The organism is Acidimicrobiia bacterium (genome assembly GCA_040289475.1).
In the GTDB taxonomy this organism is placed as follows: domain Bacteria; phylum Actinomycetota; class Acidimicrobiia; order ATN3; family PSLF01; genus PSLF01.
Map to the genome: position 1 here is coordinate 34,549 of PSLF01000007.1, position 21,934 is coordinate 56,482.

Consider the following 21,934-nt stretch of genomic DNA (forward strand, 5'->3'; position numbering starts at 1 on the left):
AGCTTCGGTTGTATGCTCGCTTGCCCTACGACTGCTCTTCGATCTCGCTTGCCATTTCCGCAAGCACCTCTGCGAGATCTTCGGACGCGGCCTCGCTGCCGTCTTCATCTCCGACTGCCCACGGCTGAAGCGAGACCAAATCCGGCACCTGCGGTGCCACTACCTTAACAGCTCTATATCGCTTCATCCCAGTGCCAGCCGGAATGAGCTTGCCGATGATCACATTCTCTTTGAGTCCAGAGAGCGTATCGACTTTGCCCGCTACTGAAGCCTCGGTGAGAACGCGGGTCGTCTCCTGAAAGCTTGCTGCAGACAGCCAAGAGTCGGTGGCCAGGCTCGCCTTGGTAATTCCCATTAGCTCAGGTCGCCCTTCGGCCGGCCGCTTTCCAGCCTCCACAAGCTCGCGGTTGACTCTACGAAACTCCCGCTGATCGACCCTGTCTCCAGGCAGGAATTCAGAGTCCCCCGGGTCTTGGATCAATACCTTCCTCAGCATCTGACGAACGATAATCTCTATGTGCTTGTCGTGGATGGCTACACCCTGATTCCTATAAACTGCCTGTACCTCATCCACGAGATAGTTCTGGGCAGCTCGTATCCCCTCGATCTCGAGGATTTCTCTCGGATCTTTGGGACCCTCCGTAAGCGCTGTGCCTGCTGCGACCTCTTGGCCATTTCTTACAAGCAACAAATCCCTACGCCTGCAGACATACTCTCTCTCTTCGTCCCCGCTCTTGACCTTCACGAGAACAGTACCGTCCTCCTGGTCAGAAATGGATACTTTCCCTGAAATCTCCGAGATGATCGCCTTTCCCTTCGGCTCTCTCGCCTCGAAAAGCTCTACGACTCTGGGAAGACCATGGGTGATGTCCTCCGCCGCCACACCTCCGGTGTGGAAGGTTCGCATGGTGAGCTGAGTCCCGGGTTCTCCAATGGACTGGGCCGCTATTATGCCCACTGCTTCCCCAATTGGGACTGGCTCTCGAGTAGCAAGCGACAGCCCGTAACAGGCTTGACAGACCCCTTGGGCGGTCTCACATGTGAGTACTGACCTGACGGAGACGCTATCGACGCCCTCGGCGACCCTCTGCCGACCCTTTTCCTTTATCCGCGCTGCGGCGAGTATAGTGTCCAGCTCTCGCTTACCGATTATGGTGCCTTTCTTGAACAAAGTTTTATTGCTGGAAGGATCTTTTACATCTTCTGCAAGCACTCGCCCGTAAAGGCGCATCTCTGGCCGCTCGCTCGTGGTTGGAATCTTTATGCCCCTGTCAGAACCGCAATCCTCCTCGAGGACTATCACTTCTTGAGCCACGTCGACTAAGCGGCGTGTGAGGTAACCAGAGTCAGCTGTCCTCAATGCGGTGTCGGCCAAGCCCTTCCTAGCGCCGTGAGTAGAAATGAAGTATTCGAGAACAGAGAGCCCCTCGGCGAAGTTGGACTTGATGGGCCGGACAATGATTTCGCCTTTGGGATTCGCCACCAGACCCCTCATACCGGCAAGCTGCCGAACCTGCATGATATTTCCTCGGGCTCCCGAGCCGACCATCATGTGAAGTGGAGAGAACTTGGTAGACTCTAGCTCCCGCTCGGTCGCCTCGGACACCCGCGTGGTAGCCTCTGTCCAGATCTCAATCAGCTCTTCTCTCCGCTCCGACTCCGATATAAGGCCAGCTTGGTAGTCTTGCTCTACTTGCTCTGCCCGGCGCTCAAATTCCTCCAAAATCTCAGATTTGGCGCTCGGTGTACGAACGTCGCTCATGGAGATGGTCAGACCAACCTTGGTCGCGTATTCAAAGCCTAGGTGTTTCAGCGAATCAAGGGATTTGGCCACTTCTGCTTTAGGGTAGCGATCGGTCAGCTCATCAACTATCGAGGCTATCTGCCGCTTCCGGACAGTCTCATTAATGAAGGGAAAATCAGGAGGAAGAGCTTCGTTGAAAATGACTCGCCCGACAGTGGTTTCTACAACCGGACCGCTGCCATTTTCTTCAGCTACCAGCCCCCCGGCGGATCGGGACTCCGCCCTTGCCAAATCGGATGTACTTCCACGCACATCCCCCCGCGCCTTCAGAGCGGGAAGCCTTAAGCGGATCTTGTCATGAAGGCGGATTTCGCCTAGCTCGAATGCGAAGAGCACTTCATTTGGAGAAGCAAAAGTCGTAGCGAATATTTCGTCCGACTCTCCAGCCTCCTCGGTGAGGTAGTACAAGCCTATGACCATGTCCTGGGTAGGGGTGACTATAGGTTGGGCACTGGCCGGGGACAAAATGTTGTGGGTTGACAGCATCAAGATTCTGGCTTCGGCTTGAGCCTCCGGGGAAATAGGCACATGCACAGCCATTTGATCCCCGTCAAAGTCCGCGTTGAATGCCGTGCACACTAGAGGATGGATCTGTATAGCCTTCCCATCGACTAAAACAGGCTCGAATGCTTGAATCCCCAGCCGGTGAAGAGTTGGGGCCCGGTTCAAAAGCACGGGATGCTCTTTTACGACCTCCTCTAGTATTGGCCAGACTTGGGGTCGCGCTCTCTCAACCATCCGCTTTGCAGACTTTATGTTCTGGGCGATTTCCAACTCCACGAGCCGCTTCATTACAAAAGGCTTGAATAGCTCTAGTGCCATAACACGCGGCAATCCGCACTGATGCAGCTCGAGCTGGGGTCCTACCACTATGACCGATCTCCCGGAATAGTCGACGCGCTTGCCCAGGAGATTCTGACGGAACCTCCCCTGTTTGCCCTTCAGCATGTCGGACAGGGACTTCAGCGGCCTGTTTCCCGACCCAAGAACAGGGCGCCCTCTCCGTCCGTTGTCGAAGAGAGCATCCACTGCCTCCTGAAGCATCCGCTTTTCGTTGTTGACGATGATCTCCGGAGATTTCAGATCTAGCAGCCGCTTCAGCCTGTTGTTTCGGTTGATAACCCTTCGGTAAAGATCGTTTAGATCGGACGTGGCGAAGCGGCCCCCATCCAGCTGTACCATAGGTCTTAGATCTGGGGGGATAACCGGAATGCAGGTGAGCACCATCGCTCTCGGGTCGTTGCCCGAGCTCAAGAAAGCGTTCACCACTTTCAGTCGCTTGATAGCCCGAGCCCTCTTTTGCCCCTTTGAATTTTCGATAATTTCTTGCAGATTCAGAGCCTCTTCCTCGAGGTCGATCGTTTCTATAAGATCGCGGATCGCCTTGGCGCCCATCCCTCCGTGGAAGTAGTCGGAGTACCTGTACTGAAGCTCCTTCCAAATGTTTTCCTTTTCGATGAGCTGTTTAGCGCGAAGTGATTTGAAGACGTCGAAGACCTCCTTTAGCTCTTCTTTTTGGTGCTCCGCTTTTTGACGATGCTCTTGGATCGCTCGCTCCGCCCTCTTTCTACGAGCTTCTATTTCTGATTCCTTGGCTCCCTCTTCCTCGAGCTCTTCGATGTCGTCTTCAAGCCTTTCGATTTCCCGCTCGATCCTCTCGTCCCGATCTTCATCAATAGCGGCTAGCTCGATTCGAAGGTCGTCTTCCAGGCGAGGCAAGTCTTTCTTGCGCTTTTCCTCGTCGACGCTGACGATCAAAAACGCCCCGAAGTAAATGATCTTTTCTAGCTCCCGGGCAGTCATATCGAGGAGATAACCCAGGCGAGAGGGAACTCCTTTTACATACCAAATATGAGTGACCGGTGCAGCGAGCTCAATGTGGCCCATTCGCTCTCGTCGCACCTTCGAGCGGGTAACTTCCACGCCGCATCGCTCGCAAATAATCCCTTTAAAGCGAATCCTTTTGTATTTTCCACAGGCGCACTCCCAGTCCTTTGTAGGACCGAAAATCTTCTCGCAAAACAGACCGTCTTTTTCGGGCTTGAGTGTGCGGTAGTTGATCGTCTCTGGCTTCTTGACCTCTCCGTTAGACCACTTCTGGATCTGGTCCGGAGTGGCTAGCCCGATTTTTACAGTGTCGAAGTCGTTGACGTCTATCACAGACCCTCCCCACGGGCGCCAGACACATCTCCCTCTTCGTCGACAGAGCCCGACCGCTCAGGGCGAGAAATATTGATTCCGAGTTCTTCAGCCGACCTGAAGACTTCTTCTTCGGGTTCCCGCATCTCCAAGCGCTCGCCTTGGCTTGAGTACACCTCGACGTTGAGACACAGCGATTGCATTTCTTTGAGAAGAACCTTGAATGACTCTGGAATGCCCGGCTCGGGCACGTTTTGCCCCTTGACGAGTGCCTCGTAAACCTTTACCCGACCCACAGTGTCATCGGATTTAGAGGTGAGTAGCTCTTGGAGCGCATGAGCGGCGCCATAAGCCTCTAGAGCCCATACTTCCATCTCTCCGAATCTCTGGCCACCGAACTGAGCTTTTCCGCCCAAGGGTTGCTGCGTGATCATCGAGTAGGGCCCGGTAGAACGTGCGTGAATCTTGTCGTCGACCAAGTGCAATAGCTTCATGATGTAGACGTACCCTACGGTTACCTCGTGGTCGTAAGGCTCACCGGTGCGCCCGTCATACAGGACAGCTTTGCCCTCGTTGTTGATAAGCTTCATACCATCGATGCCGGGGTGCGACTTCGCCAGGATGTCGAATATCTCTTTTTCTCTGGCTCCGTCGAACACAGGGCTTTTTATCCAAGCGGCAGGCCGTTGATGACCAGGGAGTGGATCCGTCCCGTTACTGGCTGGACCACCTTCCCAGCCGAAGTGTGCTCCCCAGCCCAACTGTGCCTCGAGTACCTGGCCCAAGTTCATCCTGGAGGGTACCCCTAAGGGATTGAGAATTATGTCTACCGGCGTTCCATCCTCCAAAAAAGGCATGTCCTCAATAGGAAGGATCTTCGCAATGACGCCCTTGTTCCCGTGGCGACCCGCCAGCTTGTCACCCACCGAAATCTTCCGCTTCTGGGCGACAAAGACTCTAACGATTTGATTGACGCCTGGTGGAAGGGAAGGATCTTCCTCCCGCGTAAAGGTCTGAACCGCAATCACTGTCCCGGACTCGCCATGAGGAACCCTGAGAGAGGTATCCCTCACTTCCTTGGCCTTTTCACCAAAGATTGCCTGGAGGAGACGTTCTTCGGGGGTGAGCTCGGTTTCTCCCTTTGGTGTGACTTTGCCAACTAGATAATCCCCGGGACGAACTTCCGCTCCGACCCTAATGATCCCCTGGTCGTCCAAGTCGGCTAATAGCTCGGGCGCTACGTTGGGAATATCGGCAGTGATCTCCTCTGCGCCCAGCTTGGTATCTCTCGCTTCAACCTCGTAGGACTCAATATGAATGCTCGTGAGAATGTCTTCTAAAACAAGGCGCTCAGAAATGATTATGGCGTCTTCAAAGTTGTGTCCTTCCCATGGCATAAATGCCACCAAAAGATTGCGCCCAAGTGCCAATTCGCCGCCGTCGGTGCTTGGACCATCAGCTATGACCTGGCCTGGTTTGACTTTGTCGCCCTCTTTGACAATGGGGATTTGGTGGATGCACGTCCCCTGATTGGATCGGCGGAACTTCACTAGGGGGTACTCTCGAACCTCACCACCTTCGTCGACCCTTATATAGTCAGCCGTTACTTCTTGTACCACCCCGGCTGCTTGAGCCGTTACAACGCTCCCCCCGTCGATCGCAGCACGTGCCTCAACACCGGTTCCCACATAGGGGGCTTCGGGCCGGATGAGGGGCACCGCTTGGCGTTGCATGTTCGCACCCATGAGAGCTCGGTTCGGGTCGTCGTGCTCCAGGAAGGGAATGAGAGCAGCGGCGACCGAAACGATCTGACTAGGTGAGACGTCCTGATAATCGACCTCCTCAGGGGTGACGTAGTGTACATCCCCGCGGCGCTTTCTCACGAGAACGCGGTCGCCCAAGAAACGGCCGCGAGAGTCTGTTTCCGCATTGGCCTGGGCAATTACGAATCGGTCTTCCTCATCCGCTGTGAGGTAGTGAATCTCATTTGTGACTCGCCCGCGTGTCACTTTCCGATACGGCGTCTCGATAAAGCCATATTCGTTTATACGCGCATAAGTCGATAAAGATCCAATGAGGCCGATGCTCGGTCCCTCGGGCGTCTCGATTGGACACATGCGACCGTAGTGACTGGGGTGCACATCCCGAACCTCGAAGCCGGCCCTCTCTCGTGACAGGCCGCCCGGCCCCAAGGCAGAAAGCCGCCTTTTGTGCGTGATTCCGGCCAGCGGGTTGGTCTGATCCATAAACTGGGAGAGCTGACTCTGGCCGAAAAACTCCTTCAGGGCAGCGACTACTGGCCTGGGGTTGACTAGCGAGCGAGGTGTGAGTGCCTCGATGTTCTGAGTCGACATGCGCTCCTTGACAACCCGCTCCATGCGCCCTAGCCCTGCGCGAAACTGGTTTTGGATAAGCTCTCCCACCGGGCGGACACGACGGTTTCCGAAATGATCAATGTCGTCGATGTCATATCCGTCTTCACCAACTTCCAGGGCGAGAAGGTAAGAAACCGTTGCGATGATGTCTTGCTTTGTCAGTACGACGCAGTCCTCGGGTGGAAGACCCAGGTCCCTCTTCAAAAGCGGCTTAGCCAACTTCTTGTACTCGTTGGCGAGCTTTTTATTGATCTTGTACCGACCAACCTTGGCGAGGTCGTACCGCTTGGGAGAGAACATCATCTGCTCGATGTGACTTCTGGCCTGTTCGGGGTTGGGGGGATCCCCAGGCCTAATACGCCTGTAAATCTCGATAAGAGCTTCTTCTTCGGATCCGACCGAGTCTTTTTCCAGCGTTTCTTCAAGGATTTTGAGGGCTCTATCCGAGGCTGCTGAAAGGCGGAAGAAATCTTGAAGGTCTCCGTCTCCGAAACCTAGGGCCCTCAAGAATGTCGTAGCGTAAGCACGGCGTTTCCGATCAACCCTTACCCCGAGAGTTCCACGCCGATCAACGTCGAACTCAAGCCAGGCACCTCGGGCGGGTATGATCTTGCAACCCACGAGCTCTCTTCCCGTCAGCTTGTCAACCTCGTAGTTGTAATACACACCCGGAGACCGGACGAGCTGTGAGACGACTACTCGTTCGGTACCGTGGACTATAAAAGTCCCCTCTCGGGTCATCATCGGTATCTCGCCCAGGTTGACCGTTTCTTCTTTGATCTCACCTGTGTCGCGGTTTATGAGGCGGGACGTAACCTCGAGTGGAACTCCGTATGTGATCCCCTTCGCCTTGCACTCTTCTATCGAGTACTTAGGCTCTCCGAACTCGTACTCCCCGAATTCCAGGGAAAGATTGCCCGAGTACTCTTCGATAGGTGAGATCTCGTCGAGCGTCTCTTTGATGCCCTTACGTAAAAAGCGATCGTACGATTCGCGTTGAGCCGCTATGAGGTCTGGTAGAGGAAGAACTTCCTCTAGCTTAGAAAAGGAGATGCGGTCGCGCGTACTCAGTCGCGTGGCAGTCACGGATACCACCCCTATCGGTCAGCTTGGAGAGAGAAAGTAAACGATGGCGGAAGTAGGCACAGCAAATTTAGATGATACTCCGTCCACTTCCCACGGTCAAGAATCATTTATTGCAATAAACACAGAGGCCATTGGGCACTTTGGAATGTACTCCCTTTTACCCTGCATTCTGCTCTTTACTTGAGCTCCACAGTTGCCCCGGCAGCCTCCAGCTGTTGTTTGGCCTTTTCGGCCTCCTCTTTGGAGACTTTCTCCAAAACCGGTTTGGGTGCGGAGTCGACCAAATCCTTGGCTTCTTTAAGACCCAGATTGGTCAGCGCTCTAACTTCCTTGATAACTTGAATTTTCTTCTCCCCGGCGCTGGTTAGAACTACGTCAAATTCGTCCTTTTCCTCTTCTGCGGGTCCCGCCTCATCAGCCGGCGCGGCCGTAGCTGCGGCCACTGCTACCGGAGCAGCTGCAGAAACACCGAATTCTTCCTCGAATGCCTTTACAAACTCTGACAGTTCCAGCACCGTCATGTTCTTGAAGTGCTCGATCAGCTCTTCAGTTGTCAGCTTGGTATTGGCCATTACTCCTCCCTTCGCTCTATTTCCGGGTCCTCGACCATTACCATAAAAAATCTTGCGGGACTGCAAGCCCCTCTAACACCGATTGGTAGGCGTTCATTGTCACAAACTCCTACTCCGTGCTTGAAGCAGCCTCTGCCTGCCTCAACCGCGCTCCTAGAGCACAGGCAGCTCTGCGCAATAATCCAGACGTGGCAGCTGCTACCCCGAAGAGAGGTGCCTTCATAGCGCCCGCGGCTTTGGAAAGCAATACGTCCCTAGGCTCAATCTTTGCAAGGCGTTCAACGTCTTCTGCGACAAGGACTCGGGAGGCCAGCGTGCCTCCCTTGATTACAAGAGATGGATGATCTTGTGCGAAATCGCGCAGGGCTTTTGCAACTGGCACCGCATCACCCTTGTAAAATGCGAGTGCGGATGGACCTTCGAAAAAGTGGGAAAGGCTCTGCTTGCCTGTGCGCTCAAGAGCGATCTTAGTGAGCGTGTTCCGCACAACCTTGAACTCCGCAGAGTTCTGTCGCAAAGCGTTTCTGAGCTGCGCTAGCTCGGCCACAGTGAGTCCTCTGTACTCGGTTATGAACACTCCTTGGGACTCGTTTAAACTCTTTTCTAGTTCAGCGACTACAGCTTCCTTCTCTGGCCTGGGCACTCCGGCTCCTCTAGGAATCCTCTAATAGAAAGCTCGCAATAGAAAGCTCGCTTTACGGCAACTAACTTGTGCGTCATGGCAAGCCTTGTTGCACAGGGAGATCCGGAGAAAGGCGAGGCAAAGAGACTTGGCTTCGGGTGGCTTCGCTGAATGCGATCGCCTCGGCAGGCGGGGTGCAGCCTCTATCCGCGCCCCCATTACGCTCCTACGCTCCGGACGCACCTGCTGTCTTTGGCCGAGGGGGCACTATACCACGGCACCGACAGGTGACAATCAAAATATCTCACTCCCCAGAGTGGGCACGGTCCTGGTGAAGAAGGTTTAAGACTCCACGAACAGTGCATTCTTAGCGCTTCTTAGAATCGTGTAAAAGACTTCGATGCATCGCCGCATGTGCGGGTGTAAAAATGGTGAGAAGTCAGAAGGGGTGGCTACCGTCCCAAAGTGATAGGGTCTGATAGAGAATCCGTAATTGCGAGACAGCGTGGCCGCTACCAATTAGCAATCGAGTGAGTCGAGAGGAGCTCGAATGAGCCTTGGCAGTTCGCAGTCTGGTGGGGACGCAATCGAGGTTCTTCTCTCCGAGCAGAGGACTTTTCCTCCACCAAAGGAGTTTGCTGCTCGAGCCAACATCTCGGACCCCGACATTTACGAAAAAGCAGCATCTGATGCAGAAAGGTTCTGGGCACAGCAAGCCGATAGGCTGTCGTGGTTCAAAAAATGGGATCGAGTCCTCGAGTGGGATCCCCCTTTTGCGAAGTGGTTCCTCGGCGGCAAACTCAATGTCTCGTACAACTGCATAGACCGCCATCTCCCTGCAAAAGCGGCGAAAATAGCGTTTTTTTGGGAAGGCGAACCTGGTGAAAAACGAGTCGTCACTTACGGCGAGCTTATGGTCCAGGTCGCAAAGTGCGCGAACGCTCTTAGGTCTTTGGGAGTACGCCGCGGTGATCGCGTTGCCATCTACATGGGCATGGTTCCCGAGCTTGCTATCGCCATGCTGGCGTGCACAAGGATCGGGGCTGTGCACTCCGTAGTTTTCGGGGGCTTTTCCTCCGAAGCCCTGGCGGACAGAGTAAACGACGCACAAGCGAAGGTCCTCATCACTCAAGACGCGGGGTGGCGCCGGGGTAACGTTGTGCCTCTGAAGGCCAACGCCGACAAGGCATTGGAGTCGACCCCCTCGGTCGAAAAGGTCCTAGTGTTCAAAAGAATGGACTCGTACGAGATTTCGATGAAAGACGGGCGCGACTTTTTCTGGCATGAAGTTGTCGAAGCCCAGTCTGAGAAGTGCGATCCTGAAGCAATGGATGCAGAGGACATGCTTTACATCCTCTACACCTCCGGAACCACGGCAAAACCCAAGGGTATCGTGCATAGCACCGGAGGGTACCTGACACAGGTTAGCTTCACGCACTGGGCTGTTTTCGATATCAAAGAAGACGATATCTACTGGTGTGCGGCAGACATCGGATGGGTTACAGGCCATTCCTACATAGTGTACGGACCACTATCGAACGGCGTAACGGGCATCCTCTACGAAGGCACACCTGACTTTCCCGAAAAAGACCGCTGGTGGCGAATAGTAGAGGAGTATAAGGCGACAATCCTGTACACAGCGCCGACGGCCATCCGAACCTTTATGAGATGGGGACCGCAATACCCTGGTAAGCACGACCTTTCTTCGCTGCGACTGTTGGGGAGCGTTGGAGAACCGATAAACCCCGAGGCATGGATGTGGTATCACTCGATCATCGGCGGAGAGAGATGTCCGATCGTGGATACCTGGTGGCAAACGGAAACGGGCTCTATACTCATTAGCCCTCTGCCTGGTCTTACAACTACGAAACCGGGCTCAGCTACTCGTCCACTTCCAGGGATAAAAGCCAACGTCTACGACGACGATGGGAATCCTGTAGACCCCGGCCACGGAGGATACTTGGTGATCGAGGAGCCATGGCCTTCGATGCTGCGCACGATCTACGGTGATCCCGAGCGATACCGCAATACCTACTGGTCCCGCTTCGACGGCGTGTATTTCACCGGAGACGGATGTCGCCTTGACGAAGACCGCTACTTCTGGCTAATGGGCAGAGTTGACGACGTGATGAACGTTGCGGGCCATCGAATTTCTACGGCCGAAGTCGAGTCTGCCCTTGTGGCACACCCTGCTGTGGCAGAGGCAGCTGTAGTCGGCCGCAGCGATCCCGACAGTGGCCAGGCAATAGCAGCTTTCGTAACTCTCGCAGGGGGGAGCTACGACGGAGACGAAGAAGCTCTCATATCTGAATTACGGGAATGGGTAGCTGAGAAAATCGGAAAGATTGCTCGTCCTAAGAGCATAGTAATCACCGATGACCTTCCAAAGACGCGTTCAGGAAAGATCATGCGGCGTTTGCTAAGAGACATCTCGGAACAGCGCCAGCTTGGAGACGTAACGACTCTTGCGAACGCTGATGTAGTCGAAGAGATCAGGCGTCTGGCCGAAGCGCGCCGCTCCGAAGAAGATTGATTGCCTCTCTCGCGGGAGCGGTCGGCGGAGCATTCATCGCACTCGCCGTCTGCCTTTTCGGACCGTCAGATCGACAGCGGAAATGGATCCCCTGCTCTTGTGCAACCATCGTTTCATTCGCCACTATCTATGCTTTGCAGGCAATCTCGATGCGAAGCTTTTACGACGGTGGTCAAGGGGATAACAGGTATCAGCTAGCAATTGTTGGCCAAGTACAGGCCGGAAATCTTTTGGGAGACTACTTTTACAGAGGGGTGCGAGCTCACTATCCCCCGCTGTACTTTTGGATAGCCGGAGGAGCCGGTCGCCTACTTGGTATGGACGCCCAGACCACTGTCCGATGGGCTCCGATCGTAGCACTTCTGATCTCCGCTGCCGGTTTGGCGTGGATCGCACGACAAATAGGAGCTCACCCGTCCTACACCTTGATCATCGTCTTTGCCCTGGGCAGCTTTGCAGCATACTACCTGTTTTCCTACCCCCCTGACAGAGGTCTGTGGATGGTACTAGCCGCAAAACCCCAACAGCTCCTGGGTGGTGTCGCCTGCTTGGCACTCCCAGTCGCATCAACCCGCCTCCTCCAGAGGCGCGGAGCAGCCATCGCCTCAATAGCACTGCTCGCTTCGGCTCTTGTCCTTACCATGCCTATCTATGCCCCTATTGGATTTTTAGCAGCCATAGGGACCGCCGTTTTTTTGAAAAGCAGCGAAAAACGGGCGGTCTCAGCTGCGACCGTCGCAGCCGGGCTGGGATTGGGTGTGCTTATTTCGTCGTTCTACCTAGTGCCTGTAGTAAAGGGCTTGCTGAGAACAAACAGTTCTTCGGGTTACATCTACTGGCAGTCCTTGGCGAGCCTTGACATATCCCATTGGACCGTAGGATTCGGTTTTGGAATTCCGATAACACTGGCTGCTTTTTCGGTAAAACGACTACTGAATCGCAGTTACGACGACCCCCCACGGGCATTAATAGTGCTTCTGCTAACTACTTTTTTGGCATGGCTGGTTTTTTTGTCGGCATATCTCACTTATCCGTTGTTTGGATGGAGTCTTTTTACGTGGTGGGTGACAGTGCCGAGTCTGCTCGGTACTTGTCTCCTAGCAAGCTGGCAAGTGGGTTTGTGCATAGATCACTACATGTCCAAGCCGCGCCAAGGACACCACTATAAAACAGAGGCGTTGGTACGAACTGGAACTGCAGCCGTCGTGGCCATCTTCTCCCTCTCATGGTTCGCAGCCACCGACGACTTACTCGCATACGCGCACAGCCCGATCGACCCTGACTTTGCGGCGGCAGCTAAGGTGCTTGAGTTGTCGACGAGTAAGAAAAGCTCTTTTGTGGGTGGGCAGGAGGAATTGATCGTCTCGGCTCTGTCGGGACGGGGGCTTGTCTTCGTAGCCCATAGTTTTTACGCCAGCCCACTCGTTGATTCAGATGTGCGGCGAGAGGACGTGCTGAATTTGCTTCATCGTCCCTCCTGCCAAAAGGTCTTTGAGTTGAAAGAGAAATACGGAATGGAGGCGATAGCACTCAACCCTGCAACTAGATGGATAAAGCTGTTGGAGACCGTGAGTTCGGTCTCGGTCGAGGACGGCACTCCACCTCTTGTCGATAACGACCTAGTCTTCTCCGAGCTCGTAGCGGTAAAACGCGGAGATCCAAAGAGAGTATCCAAAACCGTCATTCACAGGGCCTCCCCAGAACTTGCCATGCTTCCATGTCTGAAGCAAAGGTTCAAGTCTCCTGCCTTGATCGTCTTCCTAGTTGAAGACCTACCTCAAATTCAACCGTCTTAGGCTGGAGAGTCGGCGTTGAAAAGTCCGCAGCGACAAAGGGATACGGAACAAGCGATCACGGCATCGGTTGTCCTTCAGTAATGACCTAGCAGGACTCCTTTGGTCGATTCCACGTCCTACTAGGGCCGTACTTTCAGGGGATCGATTTTGATGCCAGGTCCCATCGTACTGGAGACAGCTGCCTTTTTTATGTACCGACCCTTGGCTGTTGGCGGCTTAGCGCGTATGAGCTCCTCTGCTACAGCAGCGAAGTTCTCCACAAGCTTGTCGACATCGAAGCTGACCTTGCCGATCGGAACGTGAACATTACCGGTACGGTCATTCCGATACTCGATTTTTCCAGCCTTGAAATCCCGGACTGCATCAGCAACATCGAACGTCACAGTCCCCGACTTGGGATTGGGCATTAGCCCTCGCGGTCCCAAAATTTTTCCGACTTTTCCGACCTGGCTCATAATGTCGGGGGTTGCGATTGCTACATCAAAATCTAAAAACCCTTTCTCCACGCGAGCAACAAGGTCTTGTCCTCCAACGATGTCGGCACCTGCCTCTTCTGCCTCTCTTGCTTTCTCACCCTCCGCGAAAACGGCTACCTTTTTGGTCTTGCCGGTTCCATGAGGGAGTCTTATAGTTCCCCTCACATTCTGGTCCGCCTTCCGAGGATCTATACCCAGCCGGAAGACAGCCTCGACAGTCTCATCAAAGTTTGCGTATGCCAACTCTTTAGCAATACGGATGGCGTCCTGGGGCGGGTACGCCGCTTGGCGGTCGAATCGGGACGCCGCTTGTCGGTACTTCTTGGATCTAACTGCCATCAAATCCTCCGGCTCTCGAACCCCACTTCATCGAGGTGTATCGGATCGACTGAGTGCCTATCATCTGGCTACTTCAATCCCCATCGATCGCGCCGTCCCCTCGATGATTCGCATGGCGGCTTCCACATCGCCAGCGTTCAGATCTGGAAGCTTCGTTTCTGCGATCTGGCGCACCTGCTGAATCGTGACCCTTCCCACACTGCTTCGACCTGGATTCGACGCCCCTTTCTCTAGTCCTGCCGCCTGCTTTAGTAAGACTGAGGCCGGCGGCGTCTTGGTAACGAAGCTAAAGCTTCGGTCCTCGAAGACAGTGATCTCTACGGGAACGATTGTTCCGGTCTGCGCCTTCGTGGCGTCGTTATAGGCCTTGCAGAACTCCATTATGTTGACCCCGTGCTGGCCCAGAGCGGTCCCGACTGGCGGAGCTGGTGTCGCCTGGCCCGCAGGCAACTGAAGCTTGATAATTGCGGCTATCTTCTTTTTCTTTGCCATAGCAAACTGCCGTTCCCCTCTAACTCATAACTGTTCTGGGAAATGCTCGTCGAAACGCCCAGTCACGATGGGGTCAGATCTTAGTTACCTCGCCAAAGTTGAGCTCGACTGGAGTTTCTCGACCAAAGATATTAACCAGCACCTTGAGCTTCGACTGGTCGGGATTGATCTCTGCGATCTGACCCGCAAAGTCCGCGAACGGGCCAGTCACGACACGCACCGTCTCCCCGACCTCGAACTCTATTCGAGGCCTGGCTTTTCTCTGGTATTCGGGCCGCGCCTGCAGTATCTGCTCTACTTCTTGGCGGCTCAAAGGTGTCGGTTTCGGTCCCGAGCCAACGAATCCCGTGACCCCAGGCGTGTTGCGGACCACGTGCCAAGATGCATCATTTAAGTACATCCGCACTAGCAAGTAACCGGGGAACACCTTTTTTTCCGAGACCGTCTTTTTACCATCCTTCCACTCGATAACTTCCTCTGTAGGGATCACGACCTCGAAAATGTCGTTTTCCATGTTCATCGATTTGATTCTGGCTTCGAGGTTTTGCTTGACCTTGTTTTCGTATCCTGCATAGGTATGAACAACAAACCAGTCTCCGGGTTGGTCGAAGGGGGACTCGGGATAGTCTTCTTCTTCGTACTCTTCGTCCTCGTACTCTTCTCCCTCGTACGCGTCCTCGTACTCTTCCTCTACGTCCTCGCCCGAGAAATCTTGTTCGCCCCTCGTGACTAAGCCTCCTTCGGATTTGGCTTCCTCGGGCCGTTGTTCGAGAGAAGCGAGTACGTTCTCGGGGTGATCCTCCCCTGAGGCCTCTCCTTCCGCTTTGTCCTGCACCCTCGCCCGGCCCTCCAGTTCCTCTTGTTCTTTCGTTACGGCCATGTCAACCTCCTAGGCAAGTGAGGGGTGAGCGAAAGCAGAGCGGCTCTGTTGGTGTTCGCCGCTGTCTGCATCCGCTGCATACCGCTCTTTTTGGTGTTGTGTAGCGTCTTCGACTTGGGTCATGTAAATAGCTCCGCAAAAACTTCACCCCTTGAAGAAGGTAAACACTGCTCTAGCGAGCAACACGTCCGCCGCAAAGACATACAGCCCGAGTAAGACCAGCGTTATGAGAACTACAACCCCGTACGTAGATACCTCAGCGCGAGATGGCCACTCTACTTTTTTTAGCTCCGCGATGGACTCGCGAACGAACTTTCCTACTGAGGTTTTCTGCCGCCTCGGAGCACTCACAGGCTGGGCCGCACGGCGCTGCACTCTAGCTTGTCGCAGCTCCGCCGTCGACTTTGCGGCTTGCTGAGGGTTGGCTGTCCCTTGGCCCTGCTTCTGCGCGAGCCGCCGCATCTGTCTGTTCAATTCGATACATCCTCCGCAATCTAGCCGGTTTTCGCAACCGATCGGATAAGTGCATAACGGGGCAGGGCAGGAGGGATTCGAACCCCCAACCGCCGGTTTTGGAGACCGGTGCTCTACCTGCTTGAGCTACTGCCCTTCGATGTCGCGCGCCGCTCCGGTGAGATGAGGATCCACATTGATCCTAGCCCCGTAGCGCCGTTTGCCGGACGCGCCGACAAAACCGGGCCTTGCGCTATTGTTCCGCAGGGGTCGGTTCAGTATATGTGTGGTCGCCCTGCGCAATATATCCTTATCCTTATCTGTTTTTGTCGAGCTATCCATCCAGCTGTCGCACTCCAATTTATTGGCCGACTATTACCCGATACATATGCAACATGAAGCACGGCCGATTCAGCGCCAGGGACAGACATTGGTTCCCGATAGCTTCGGAGGGATTCCAATAAAGCGATTCTCCCACACTCAGTTTGACCTTGACGCCCTACTCAGACGCAAGGGATCGACAACAATCTCTGCGTGTGTTCCCACTTTAAACGAGGAAGCCACGATCGGGTTGGTAGTACAAAAACTGGCGGAACTACGTGAAGTCGGGCTGTTGGACGAGGTTTTCGTCATCGATTCCGGCTCGCTAGACCGAACTCGGGAAATCGCGGAAGGGGCAGGCGCCAACGTGCTACTGGATTACGAGATCCTGCCCGAGCTAGGGCGAGCAGTAGGTAAGGGAGAAGCTATCTTCAAGGGCATCGCCGCGTCTGCCGGAGATATCATCTGCTGGCTCGACGGCGACGTAGTCGACTTTTCCGAGCGCTTTGTCCTTGGCCTTGTGGGCCCACTACTCTGCGACCCTGACATCTCGTTCGTAAAGGCCTATTACAAAAGGCCATTGTCTGGCGCTGCTAAAGGCTTACACGCCCCAGAAGATAGGGGCCCTTTAGATGCGCGGATCGCCCAGCGCGCCGAGATTGGTGAGGGTGGAAGGGTTACCGAGCTGACCGCCCGCCCACTTCTTCTTCACTTTTTCCCCGCGCTGTCGGTGATCTCCCAGCCCCTATCCGGGGAGTACGCAGGAAGGAGATGGCTTCTCGAGCGAATCCCTCTGGATACCGGCTATGGAGTGGACGTCGGGATTTTGATAGACGTCTTTTCGCTAGCAGGTCCCGACAGAATCGCCGAGTGCGATCTGGAGATCAGGCACCACCGCAATCGGCCTCTTTCTGACCTAGCGCCCATGGCTGCCGAGGTTTCATACGCAATCCTAAGGAGGGTCCCCGAGGTGAGGCGAGCTCTTGCAGGATATGCGCAGCCGCTCAGCTATACCCCTGTCTACTCAAAGCAGCTACGGCTTTATCAGCGACCGCCCGTATATACAGTGAAGGTGAAGGGGGGCGGGGAGCCCGTTGATGAAAGCAGTGCCGAGCGAGTCAGTGACCATTGAAAAGTCTTAGTGATCACCGAGATTCAGTCTTGGCTGCCTGTTCCGAACTGAAGGTGATATTCACCGACTTGGACGGGACGCTTCTGGGGAGAGGGGGCAGCTTGTTTCGTTTGGGAGATGGGACCCCAACCGGTGCACCTGCCGCGGCGCTCGCCGAAGCTCACATGCGAGGTGTGGAAGTCATTCCGGTGTCAGGGCGCCAGATAGAGCATGTCGAGCCTGTTGCATGGGTGATAGGTGCACGTTCTTACATAGCGGAGGTGGGAGCTATCATCTCGCTACACACAAAAGAATCACCGCGTCCGCGTACGATCAAGCTATTCGGAGAGTGCCTGCCCAGCGAGAACCCGCCATATGAAACCATGATCTGCTCGGGAGCTGTAGATCTACTGCTAGAGCGTAATCGCGGAAAGCTCGAGTTTCACACCCCCTGGAACGAAGGAAGAATAGCCTCGCACCTTTTCCGGGGGAACGTGCATGTGGCAGAAGAGAACGAAGCCCTGAGAAAAGCTGGGATCGATTGGTGCCACCTAGTAGACAACGGAGTTATCCCGAGACAGTATGAGTCGCTCGAGGTCTCGAGGGTGCACGCCTACCACCTTCTTCCTTACGGCACTAGCAAAGCACGTGCCATAAGGGAGGTCATACGCAGACTTGGACTGAGGCGCCAAGAAGCGGTTTCGCTGGGAGATTCCAGAGCCGACATAGAAACCGCCGCAGAAGTGGGCGCTATGTTTTTACTTCGTCACGCAGTAGATTTAGACCCCTCCATCGTCAAGTTCGCAAAACAGTTCGATAATGTATTCGTGACGGAAAAGCCACACGGGCTTGGATGGGCGGAAGCCGTAGAGCTGTGCCTCAGAGAAAAGGGTTGAGTCCGTCGGAAGCAGACACTCTCAAGACCTAAGGGGCTATCAACGTAGAAAAGGGATATCGGAGTGGCCCGAGTATTTCTAATCGTCAACACAAACGCTACGCGCCACTCTCCTAGGCGTCAGCGATTGGTCCAGGAGATGCTTGCCTCTAGCCACAAGCTGGAAACAGCCGTTACAACTCACAAAGGTCACGCGACCGAGCTAGCGAGAGAGGCTGCTGAAGACGGCTTCGATATTGTGGTGACTCTGGGAGGGGATGGGACGGTAAACGAGGCCATCAACGGTGTAGCTCACTCTCATACTGCCTTGGGAATTCTGCCAGGCGGTCACACCAATGTCTTAGCTAGGACTGTGGGAATTCCCCGCCAGCTAGACAGGGCAGTTGTTCAGCTACTACGGGACATAGCACACGGGCGACGGAGGTCTCTAGGACTGGGCCGTCTCGATAACCGATACTTCTCGTTCGTGGCAGGATTCGGTTTTGATGCAGAGGTGGTCGAAGCAGTAGAGCGCCGCGTCTACCTGAAAAAAATGTACCGAGACTGGTTTTTCGTTTCCCAGGCATTGAAGATCTTCTTCTTCCACTTCGACCGAAAAAACCCTTCCATAACGATAGCCACGCCCGACCGGCGGGAGGACGGGATCTACTTCGCCCTCGTCCTAAACTCCCACGTCTATACCTATTTCCGATCTTTTCCAATCCGGCCGGCTCCTGAGGCGAGCTTCGACAGAGGACTTTGGGCCGTTGCACCCAAGTCATCGAAAATTTCCAAAATACTTTCCCTTCTGGTATCTGCTTTGGGCTACGGAAACCGTATCGTACCCAGTCCCGATCTAGCACTATTTGAGGACATCGAGGCGCTGACCATCGAGGCATCGCGCCCAGTCGCCGTCGAAGTCGACGGCGAGTTCGTCGGACGTATGTCGGGAGCAGCACTTGAGTGGGAGGCCGATGTGGTCGATGTGATCTGCTAGCTAGGACATCTCGGAGACAGACAGTTAGGGGGAAATAAACGATGGCAAGAGGCAGGCGAGCAAAAGAGGGCCGAAACAGTGTTGTAAACCGCTCTCTAGACCACAAAAGTGCCCTGGAGGTCCTTACTCAGTACATTCGTATCGACACCAGCAACCCGCCCGGAAACGAGGGGGCAGCTGCCGAATACCTTTCCTCTCTTCTAGAGACGCGCTCGATCGAGTACGAGATTCTTCAGGGACCTGGCGGAAGGCCTAATCTCGTGTCGAGACTTCGCTCAGGTAAAGATCCATCCAATGCCATCTGCCTCATGCATCACATGGACGTTGTGCCAGTCGACGAGTCGCGATGGTTGCACGACCCCTTCGGGGGGGAGGTCATAGCAGGCGAACTTTGGGGCCGCGGCGCCCTGGACACTAAGTCCCTCGGGATCATGCACCTGTGGGCATTTCTCTACGCCGCCGAGGCGGTGGCGGCGGGATCAGCAGACCTCCAACGCGATCTTTTATTCGTGGCCGTGGCCGATGAAGAAGAGGGAGGAGCTTGTGGAGCCGAATGGATTACCGCAGAACACTGGGAGCAAGTACAGTGCCACGAAATGCTCACAGAGGGTGGGTTCGGTGTCGCCTCTGTTCTCCCGGGATTAGACGGCTTTTTTTGTGCAGTCACTGAGAAGTCGGCAGTGTGGCTGGAACTCGAAGCACAGGCTGCATCGGGCCACGGAGGTATTCCACCCGATGAACAAGCTCTCGAAAACCTGCTCCTCTGCATCGGGAAAATCAAGTCCCGGAACCGCCGGTTCCGCGTAATAGATGAGATACGGCATTTGTACGCGGCACTGTCCGAGCAGGCTAGGGGCCCCCAACGAGCTGTTCTCAAAGCAATCGCGAACCCCGGCGGCTCGGCTATCCTTCCCCTCGTATCTCACAGGCTCTCGCGGCCACAGAAAGCTCTCCTCAAGGACCTCGTCTCGGTCACTATTCTCCAGGCAGGCTACAAGCCCAATGTAGTCCCCGGTACCGCCAAAGCAACCCTCGACTGTCGCCTCCTCCCCGACATCAATCCACGCGATTTCGTCGAAGACGTGCGGCGCATAGCAGAGAGGTACGGGGTGTCGGTGAGGGTCATCTTCGAGTCCACACCCCATGGCAGTTCCCCACGCGGTGAACTCTTTGATGCGCTCGAGGAATCCTCGAGGATCGCCGCACCTGACTCGATGTTCGCAGCCTCGATCGCCACCGGTTTCACCGATTCGCGGTTTTGGCGCAAGAAGGGAACAAAATGCTTTGGATTGACGCCTGCGATCGTCTCTATGGAGCTCATCGAGACGATTCACGGCGAAAACGAGAGGATACCGGTGGCCGAGTTCGAACGCGGTCTAGAGGTCGTCAGAGCAGCAGTCGAAAAACTGGCTCTTATGAAATCCGAGTGAGTAAAGGCTCGATGGGCAGTTCAGGGCTTGAGTCATCCCGGGTTCGGTGGGGACCTATTCCCGCAATGCAGCCGCAATACCCTCTGGATCGTCAGTTATTACGCCTGATGCTCCTGCTTCCCGCAGGCGGCGAGCGGCGTCAGGTTCGTCTACGGTCCAACATATGAGCTCGATACCGCTGTTTTGAGCTAGATCGACAACTTTTTCAAGACCTGCGACATCAGAGGGAATCCCTGAGGCATGGGGTAGTAGATAAGCCATACCTTCAGCAGCCGCAAGAGGGATTGAGTCGGATGCGGCAACCCCAGGAGGCAATAGCCATCCCCTTGGAACAAAAGGTTCTACCGATTCTGCTTTTTTCAGGTGAGGTATGTAAAAGCTTGAGAGCATCGCCCTATCTTGCGCGCCTCGTTCTTTTATCACCCGTGCAGCAACCTGACCAACCTTTGAATTAGCCAGCTTCGGATCGCCCAGCGGCAAATCTTTCAGCTCCACGTCGACAAGATGGCGGTCGAGTGCGTCGAGCACTTCCTCCAGCCTGCACAGCCTCCCAGTCGTCTCGCCGAGCACGACCTCAAGTCGCGAAAGCACCTTCCATGGCGCTAATCCCACGGTTACTTTCTCGCCGCTAGTGGTCAAAACCTGCGGATCATGACACACCACTGGAACTTCGTCCTGGGACAAATGCACGTCCAGCTCCACTCCGTCAGCCCCACAGGACACAGCATCCACAAACGACTCGAGAGTGTTTTCGGCCTTTCTCCTAGGGTTGCCTCTGTGGCCGAGCACCACGAACCGATCCCAGGAAATAACGTTCTCCAACCGCATCTCGCTCGCTCTCCACAACCTCAGCTCCGATTTAGACACCAGCAAAAAGAGCGCCCTCTCCACCTCGGGGCGAATTACCTGTGAACATACACGCTATTACACGACAAACCCCGAAAATCGCTCTAGTAAACCACAAGGTAAAAATTTCCAAGAGGACTCTTGAAAACATTGCGACTTACTCGTATCCTCTTGTGAAGAGACTCACGATGTTGCAATCCATAGCAAGCAGTTATTATTTTTTTGCAAGCGTATGTGAAAGTTTGCACAAGTGGCGGCGGGCGGCGCCAAGGGAGGCACTACTTATCCCCGAAGGATTCAGTGCTGGTGAGGCGCGGCCGTGCGGATCGCTACTCGACAACGGAACATAAAAAGTCTGAAAGTCTCTAAGCGAATCACAGCAGGCGGAAAGGGGCGAGCGTTATGTCGACTCTGGTAGCGAGGGTATTCGATCCGGCCAAAGAGGAATGGCGCAAGCAAGCGGCATGCAGAGAGATGGAACCCGACTTATTTTTTCCAGTCGGCACAACGGGCCCAGCGCTCGTTCAGATCGAAGAGTCTAAGCGCATCTGCGCGATATGCGAGGTAAGAGCAGAGTGTCTCGAATTTGCCCTTGTCACCAACCAGGAGTCTGGAGTCTGGGGTGGGACGAGCGAGGAAGAACGAAAAATACTCCGGAAGAAATGGCTCGCTGGACGTTTGGATCCCGTAAAGTTCGCAGCAGAAGCGTCCGTGTATTAGGTTTCAATTGCCTTAGGTGGCAATCTTGTACTTTTGAGTACTGCCTCTAGATTCTCCAGCTCTGCTTT

General features: G+C 54.7%; 16 protein-coding genes and 1 tRNA gene. 7 read left to right on the top strand and 10 right to left on the bottom strand.

The window, feature by feature from the left end; all coding sequences use genetic code 11:
- Positions 1 to 25: 25 nt before the first annotated feature.
- The 4 genes from C4318_05220 to C4318_05235 form a co-directional block, all read right to left on the bottom strand.
- Positions 26 to 3,964 (bottom strand): DNA-directed RNA polymerase subunit beta', encoded by a 3,939-nt coding sequence (locus C4318_05220; GenBank protein ID MER3454544.1) that lies wholly within the window; start codon positions 3,962 to 3,964, stop codon positions 26 to 28.
- Positions 3,961 to 7,404, bottom strand: a complete 3,444-nt coding sequence (locus C4318_05225; GenBank protein ID MER3454545.1) for a DNA-directed RNA polymerase subunit beta — start codon at positions 7,402 to 7,404, stop codon at positions 3,961 to 3,963. Before C4318_05225 ends, C4318_05220 begins: the two co-directional genes overlap by 4 nt.
- A 176-nt stretch (positions 7,405 to 7,580) precedes the next feature.
- Positions 7,581 to 7,976, bottom strand: coding sequence for a 50S ribosomal protein L7/L12 (locus C4318_05230; GenBank protein MER3454546.1), 396 nt, complete (start codon positions 7,974 to 7,976; stop codon positions 7,581 to 7,583).
- Between the two features lie 109 nt (positions 7,977 to 8,085).
- On the bottom strand, positions 8,086 to 8,619 hold the full coding sequence (locus C4318_05235) for a 50S ribosomal protein L10 (GenBank protein MER3454547.1): 534 nt from the start codon (positions 8,617 to 8,619) through the stop codon (positions 8,086 to 8,088).
- Between the two features lie 529 nt (positions 8,620 to 9,148).
- On the opposite strand from C4318_05235, the gene acs reads away from it, so the two are divergent.
- Together acs and C4318_05245 are read left to right on the top strand one after the other, a co-directional pair.
- Entirely contained in the window at positions 9,149 to 11,131 is a 1,983-nt protein-coding gene (gene acs / locus C4318_05240) for an acetate--CoA ligase (protein ID MER3454548.1), read from the top strand.
- A complete protein-coding gene (locus C4318_05245; protein MER3454549.1) occupies positions 11,128 to 12,927 on the top strand; it encodes a hypothetical protein in 1,800 nt (599 codons plus the stop codon). The genes acs and C4318_05245 overlap by 4 nt, the downstream gene beginning before the upstream one ends.
- Before the next feature lie 119 nt (positions 12,928 to 13,046).
- Here C4318_05245 and C4318_05250 read toward each other — a convergent pair whose 3' ends face one another.
- From C4318_05250 to C4318_05270, 5 genes are all read right to left on the bottom strand, one after another.
- Positions 13,047 to 13,742: a 50S ribosomal protein L1 gene (locus C4318_05250; protein MER3454550.1), complete on the bottom strand. Its 696-nt coding sequence runs from the start codon at positions 13,740 to 13,742 to the stop codon at positions 13,047 to 13,049.
- 60 nt (positions 13,743 to 13,802) lie between these two features.
- Positions 13,803 to 14,234, bottom strand: a complete 432-nt coding sequence (gene rplK / locus C4318_05255) for a 50S ribosomal protein L11 (protein MER3454551.1) — start codon at positions 14,232 to 14,234, stop codon at positions 13,803 to 13,805.
- A 73-nt stretch (positions 14,235 to 14,307) separates the two neighbouring features.
- A complete protein-coding gene (locus C4318_05260) occupies positions 14,308 to 15,114 on the bottom strand; it encodes a transcription termination/antitermination protein NusG (GenBank protein MER3454552.1) in 807 nt (268 codons plus the stop codon).
- A 144-nt stretch (positions 15,115 to 15,258) separates the two neighbouring features.
- Positions 15,259 to 15,576, bottom strand: a complete 318-nt coding sequence (secE, locus tag C4318_05265) for a preprotein translocase subunit SecE (protein MER3454553.1) — start codon at positions 15,574 to 15,576, stop codon at positions 15,259 to 15,261.
- Between the two features lie 71 nt (positions 15,577 to 15,647).
- Positions 15,648 to 15,724, bottom strand: a tRNA-Trp gene (locus tag C4318_05270).
- A gap of 207 nt (positions 15,725 to 15,931) precedes the next feature.
- Between C4318_05270 and C4318_05275 the strand changes: the two genes are divergently transcribed.
- The 4 genes from C4318_05275 to C4318_05290 are packed head-to-tail and all read left to right on the top strand — an operon-like array spanning position 15,932 to position 20,300.
- Positions 15,932 to 17,020, top strand: a complete 1,089-nt coding sequence (locus C4318_05275; GenBank protein MER3454554.1) for a glucosyl-3-phosphoglycerate synthase — start codon at positions 15,932 to 15,934, stop codon at positions 17,018 to 17,020.
- Positions 17,017 to 17,895, top strand: a complete 879-nt coding sequence (locus tag C4318_05280; protein ID MER3454555.1) for a hypothetical protein — start codon at positions 17,017 to 17,019, stop codon at positions 17,893 to 17,895. The genes C4318_05275 and C4318_05280 overlap by 4 nt, the downstream gene beginning before the upstream one ends.
- A gap of 57 nt (positions 17,896 to 17,952) precedes the next feature.
- On the top strand, positions 17,953 to 18,870 hold the full coding sequence (locus tag C4318_05285; protein MER3454556.1) for a diacylglycerol kinase: 918 nt from the start codon (positions 17,953 to 17,955) through the stop codon (positions 18,868 to 18,870).
- Positions 18,871 to 18,911: 41 nt separating this feature from the next.
- Positions 18,912 to 20,300, top strand: coding sequence for a hypothetical protein (locus tag C4318_05290; GenBank protein MER3454557.1), 1,389 nt, complete (start codon positions 18,912 to 18,914; stop codon positions 20,298 to 20,300).
- A gap of 54 nt (positions 20,301 to 20,354) precedes the next feature.
- Here C4318_05290 and C4318_05295 read toward each other — a convergent pair whose 3' ends face one another.
- Entirely contained in the window at positions 20,355 to 21,173 is an 819-nt protein-coding gene (locus C4318_05295; protein MER3454558.1) for a hypothetical protein, read from the bottom strand.
- A gap of 375 nt (positions 21,174 to 21,548) precedes the next feature.
- Between C4318_05295 and C4318_05300 the strand changes: the two genes are divergently transcribed.
- Complete coding sequence (locus C4318_05300) at positions 21,549 to 21,866, top strand: WhiB family transcriptional regulator (protein MER3454559.1); 318 nt, start codon at positions 21,549 to 21,551, stop codon at positions 21,864 to 21,866.
- Positions 21,867 to 21,934: the final 68 nt, after the last annotated feature.

What these genes read in the sequence shown, in the direction of transcription:
- C4318_05230 (MER3454546.1), bottom strand. Translation starts at nt 7,976, where the DNA reads ATGGCCAATACCAAGCTGACAACTGAAGAGCTGATCGAGCACTTCAAG.
- acs (MER3454548.1), top strand. Translation starts at nt 9,149, where the DNA reads ATGAGCCTTGGCAGTTCGCAGTCTGGTGGGGACGCAATCGAGGTTCTT.
- C4318_05250 (MER3454550.1), bottom strand. Translation starts at nt 13,742, where the DNA reads ATGGCAGTTAGATCCAAGAAGTACCGACAAGCGGCGTCCCGATTCGAC.
- rplK (MER3454551.1), bottom strand. Translation starts at nt 14,234, where the DNA reads ATGGCAAAGAAAAAGAAGATAGCCGCAATTATCAAGCTTCAGTTGCCT.
- C4318_05260 (MER3454552.1), bottom strand. Translation starts at nt 15,114, where the DNA reads ATGGCCGTAACGAAAGAACAAGAGGAACTGGAGGGCCGGGCGAGGGTG.
- secE (MER3454553.1), bottom strand. Translation starts at nt 15,576, where the DNA reads ATGCGGCGGCTCGCGCAGAAGCAGGGCCAAGGGACAGCCAACCCTCAG.
- C4318_05290 (MER3454557.1), top strand. Translation starts at nt 18,912, where the DNA reads ATGGCAAGAGGCAGGCGAGCAAAAGAGGGCCGAAACAGTGTTGTAAAC.
- C4318_05300 (MER3454559.1), top strand. Translation starts at nt 21,549, where the DNA reads ATGTCGACTCTGGTAGCGAGGGTATTCGATCCGGCCAAAGAGGAATGG.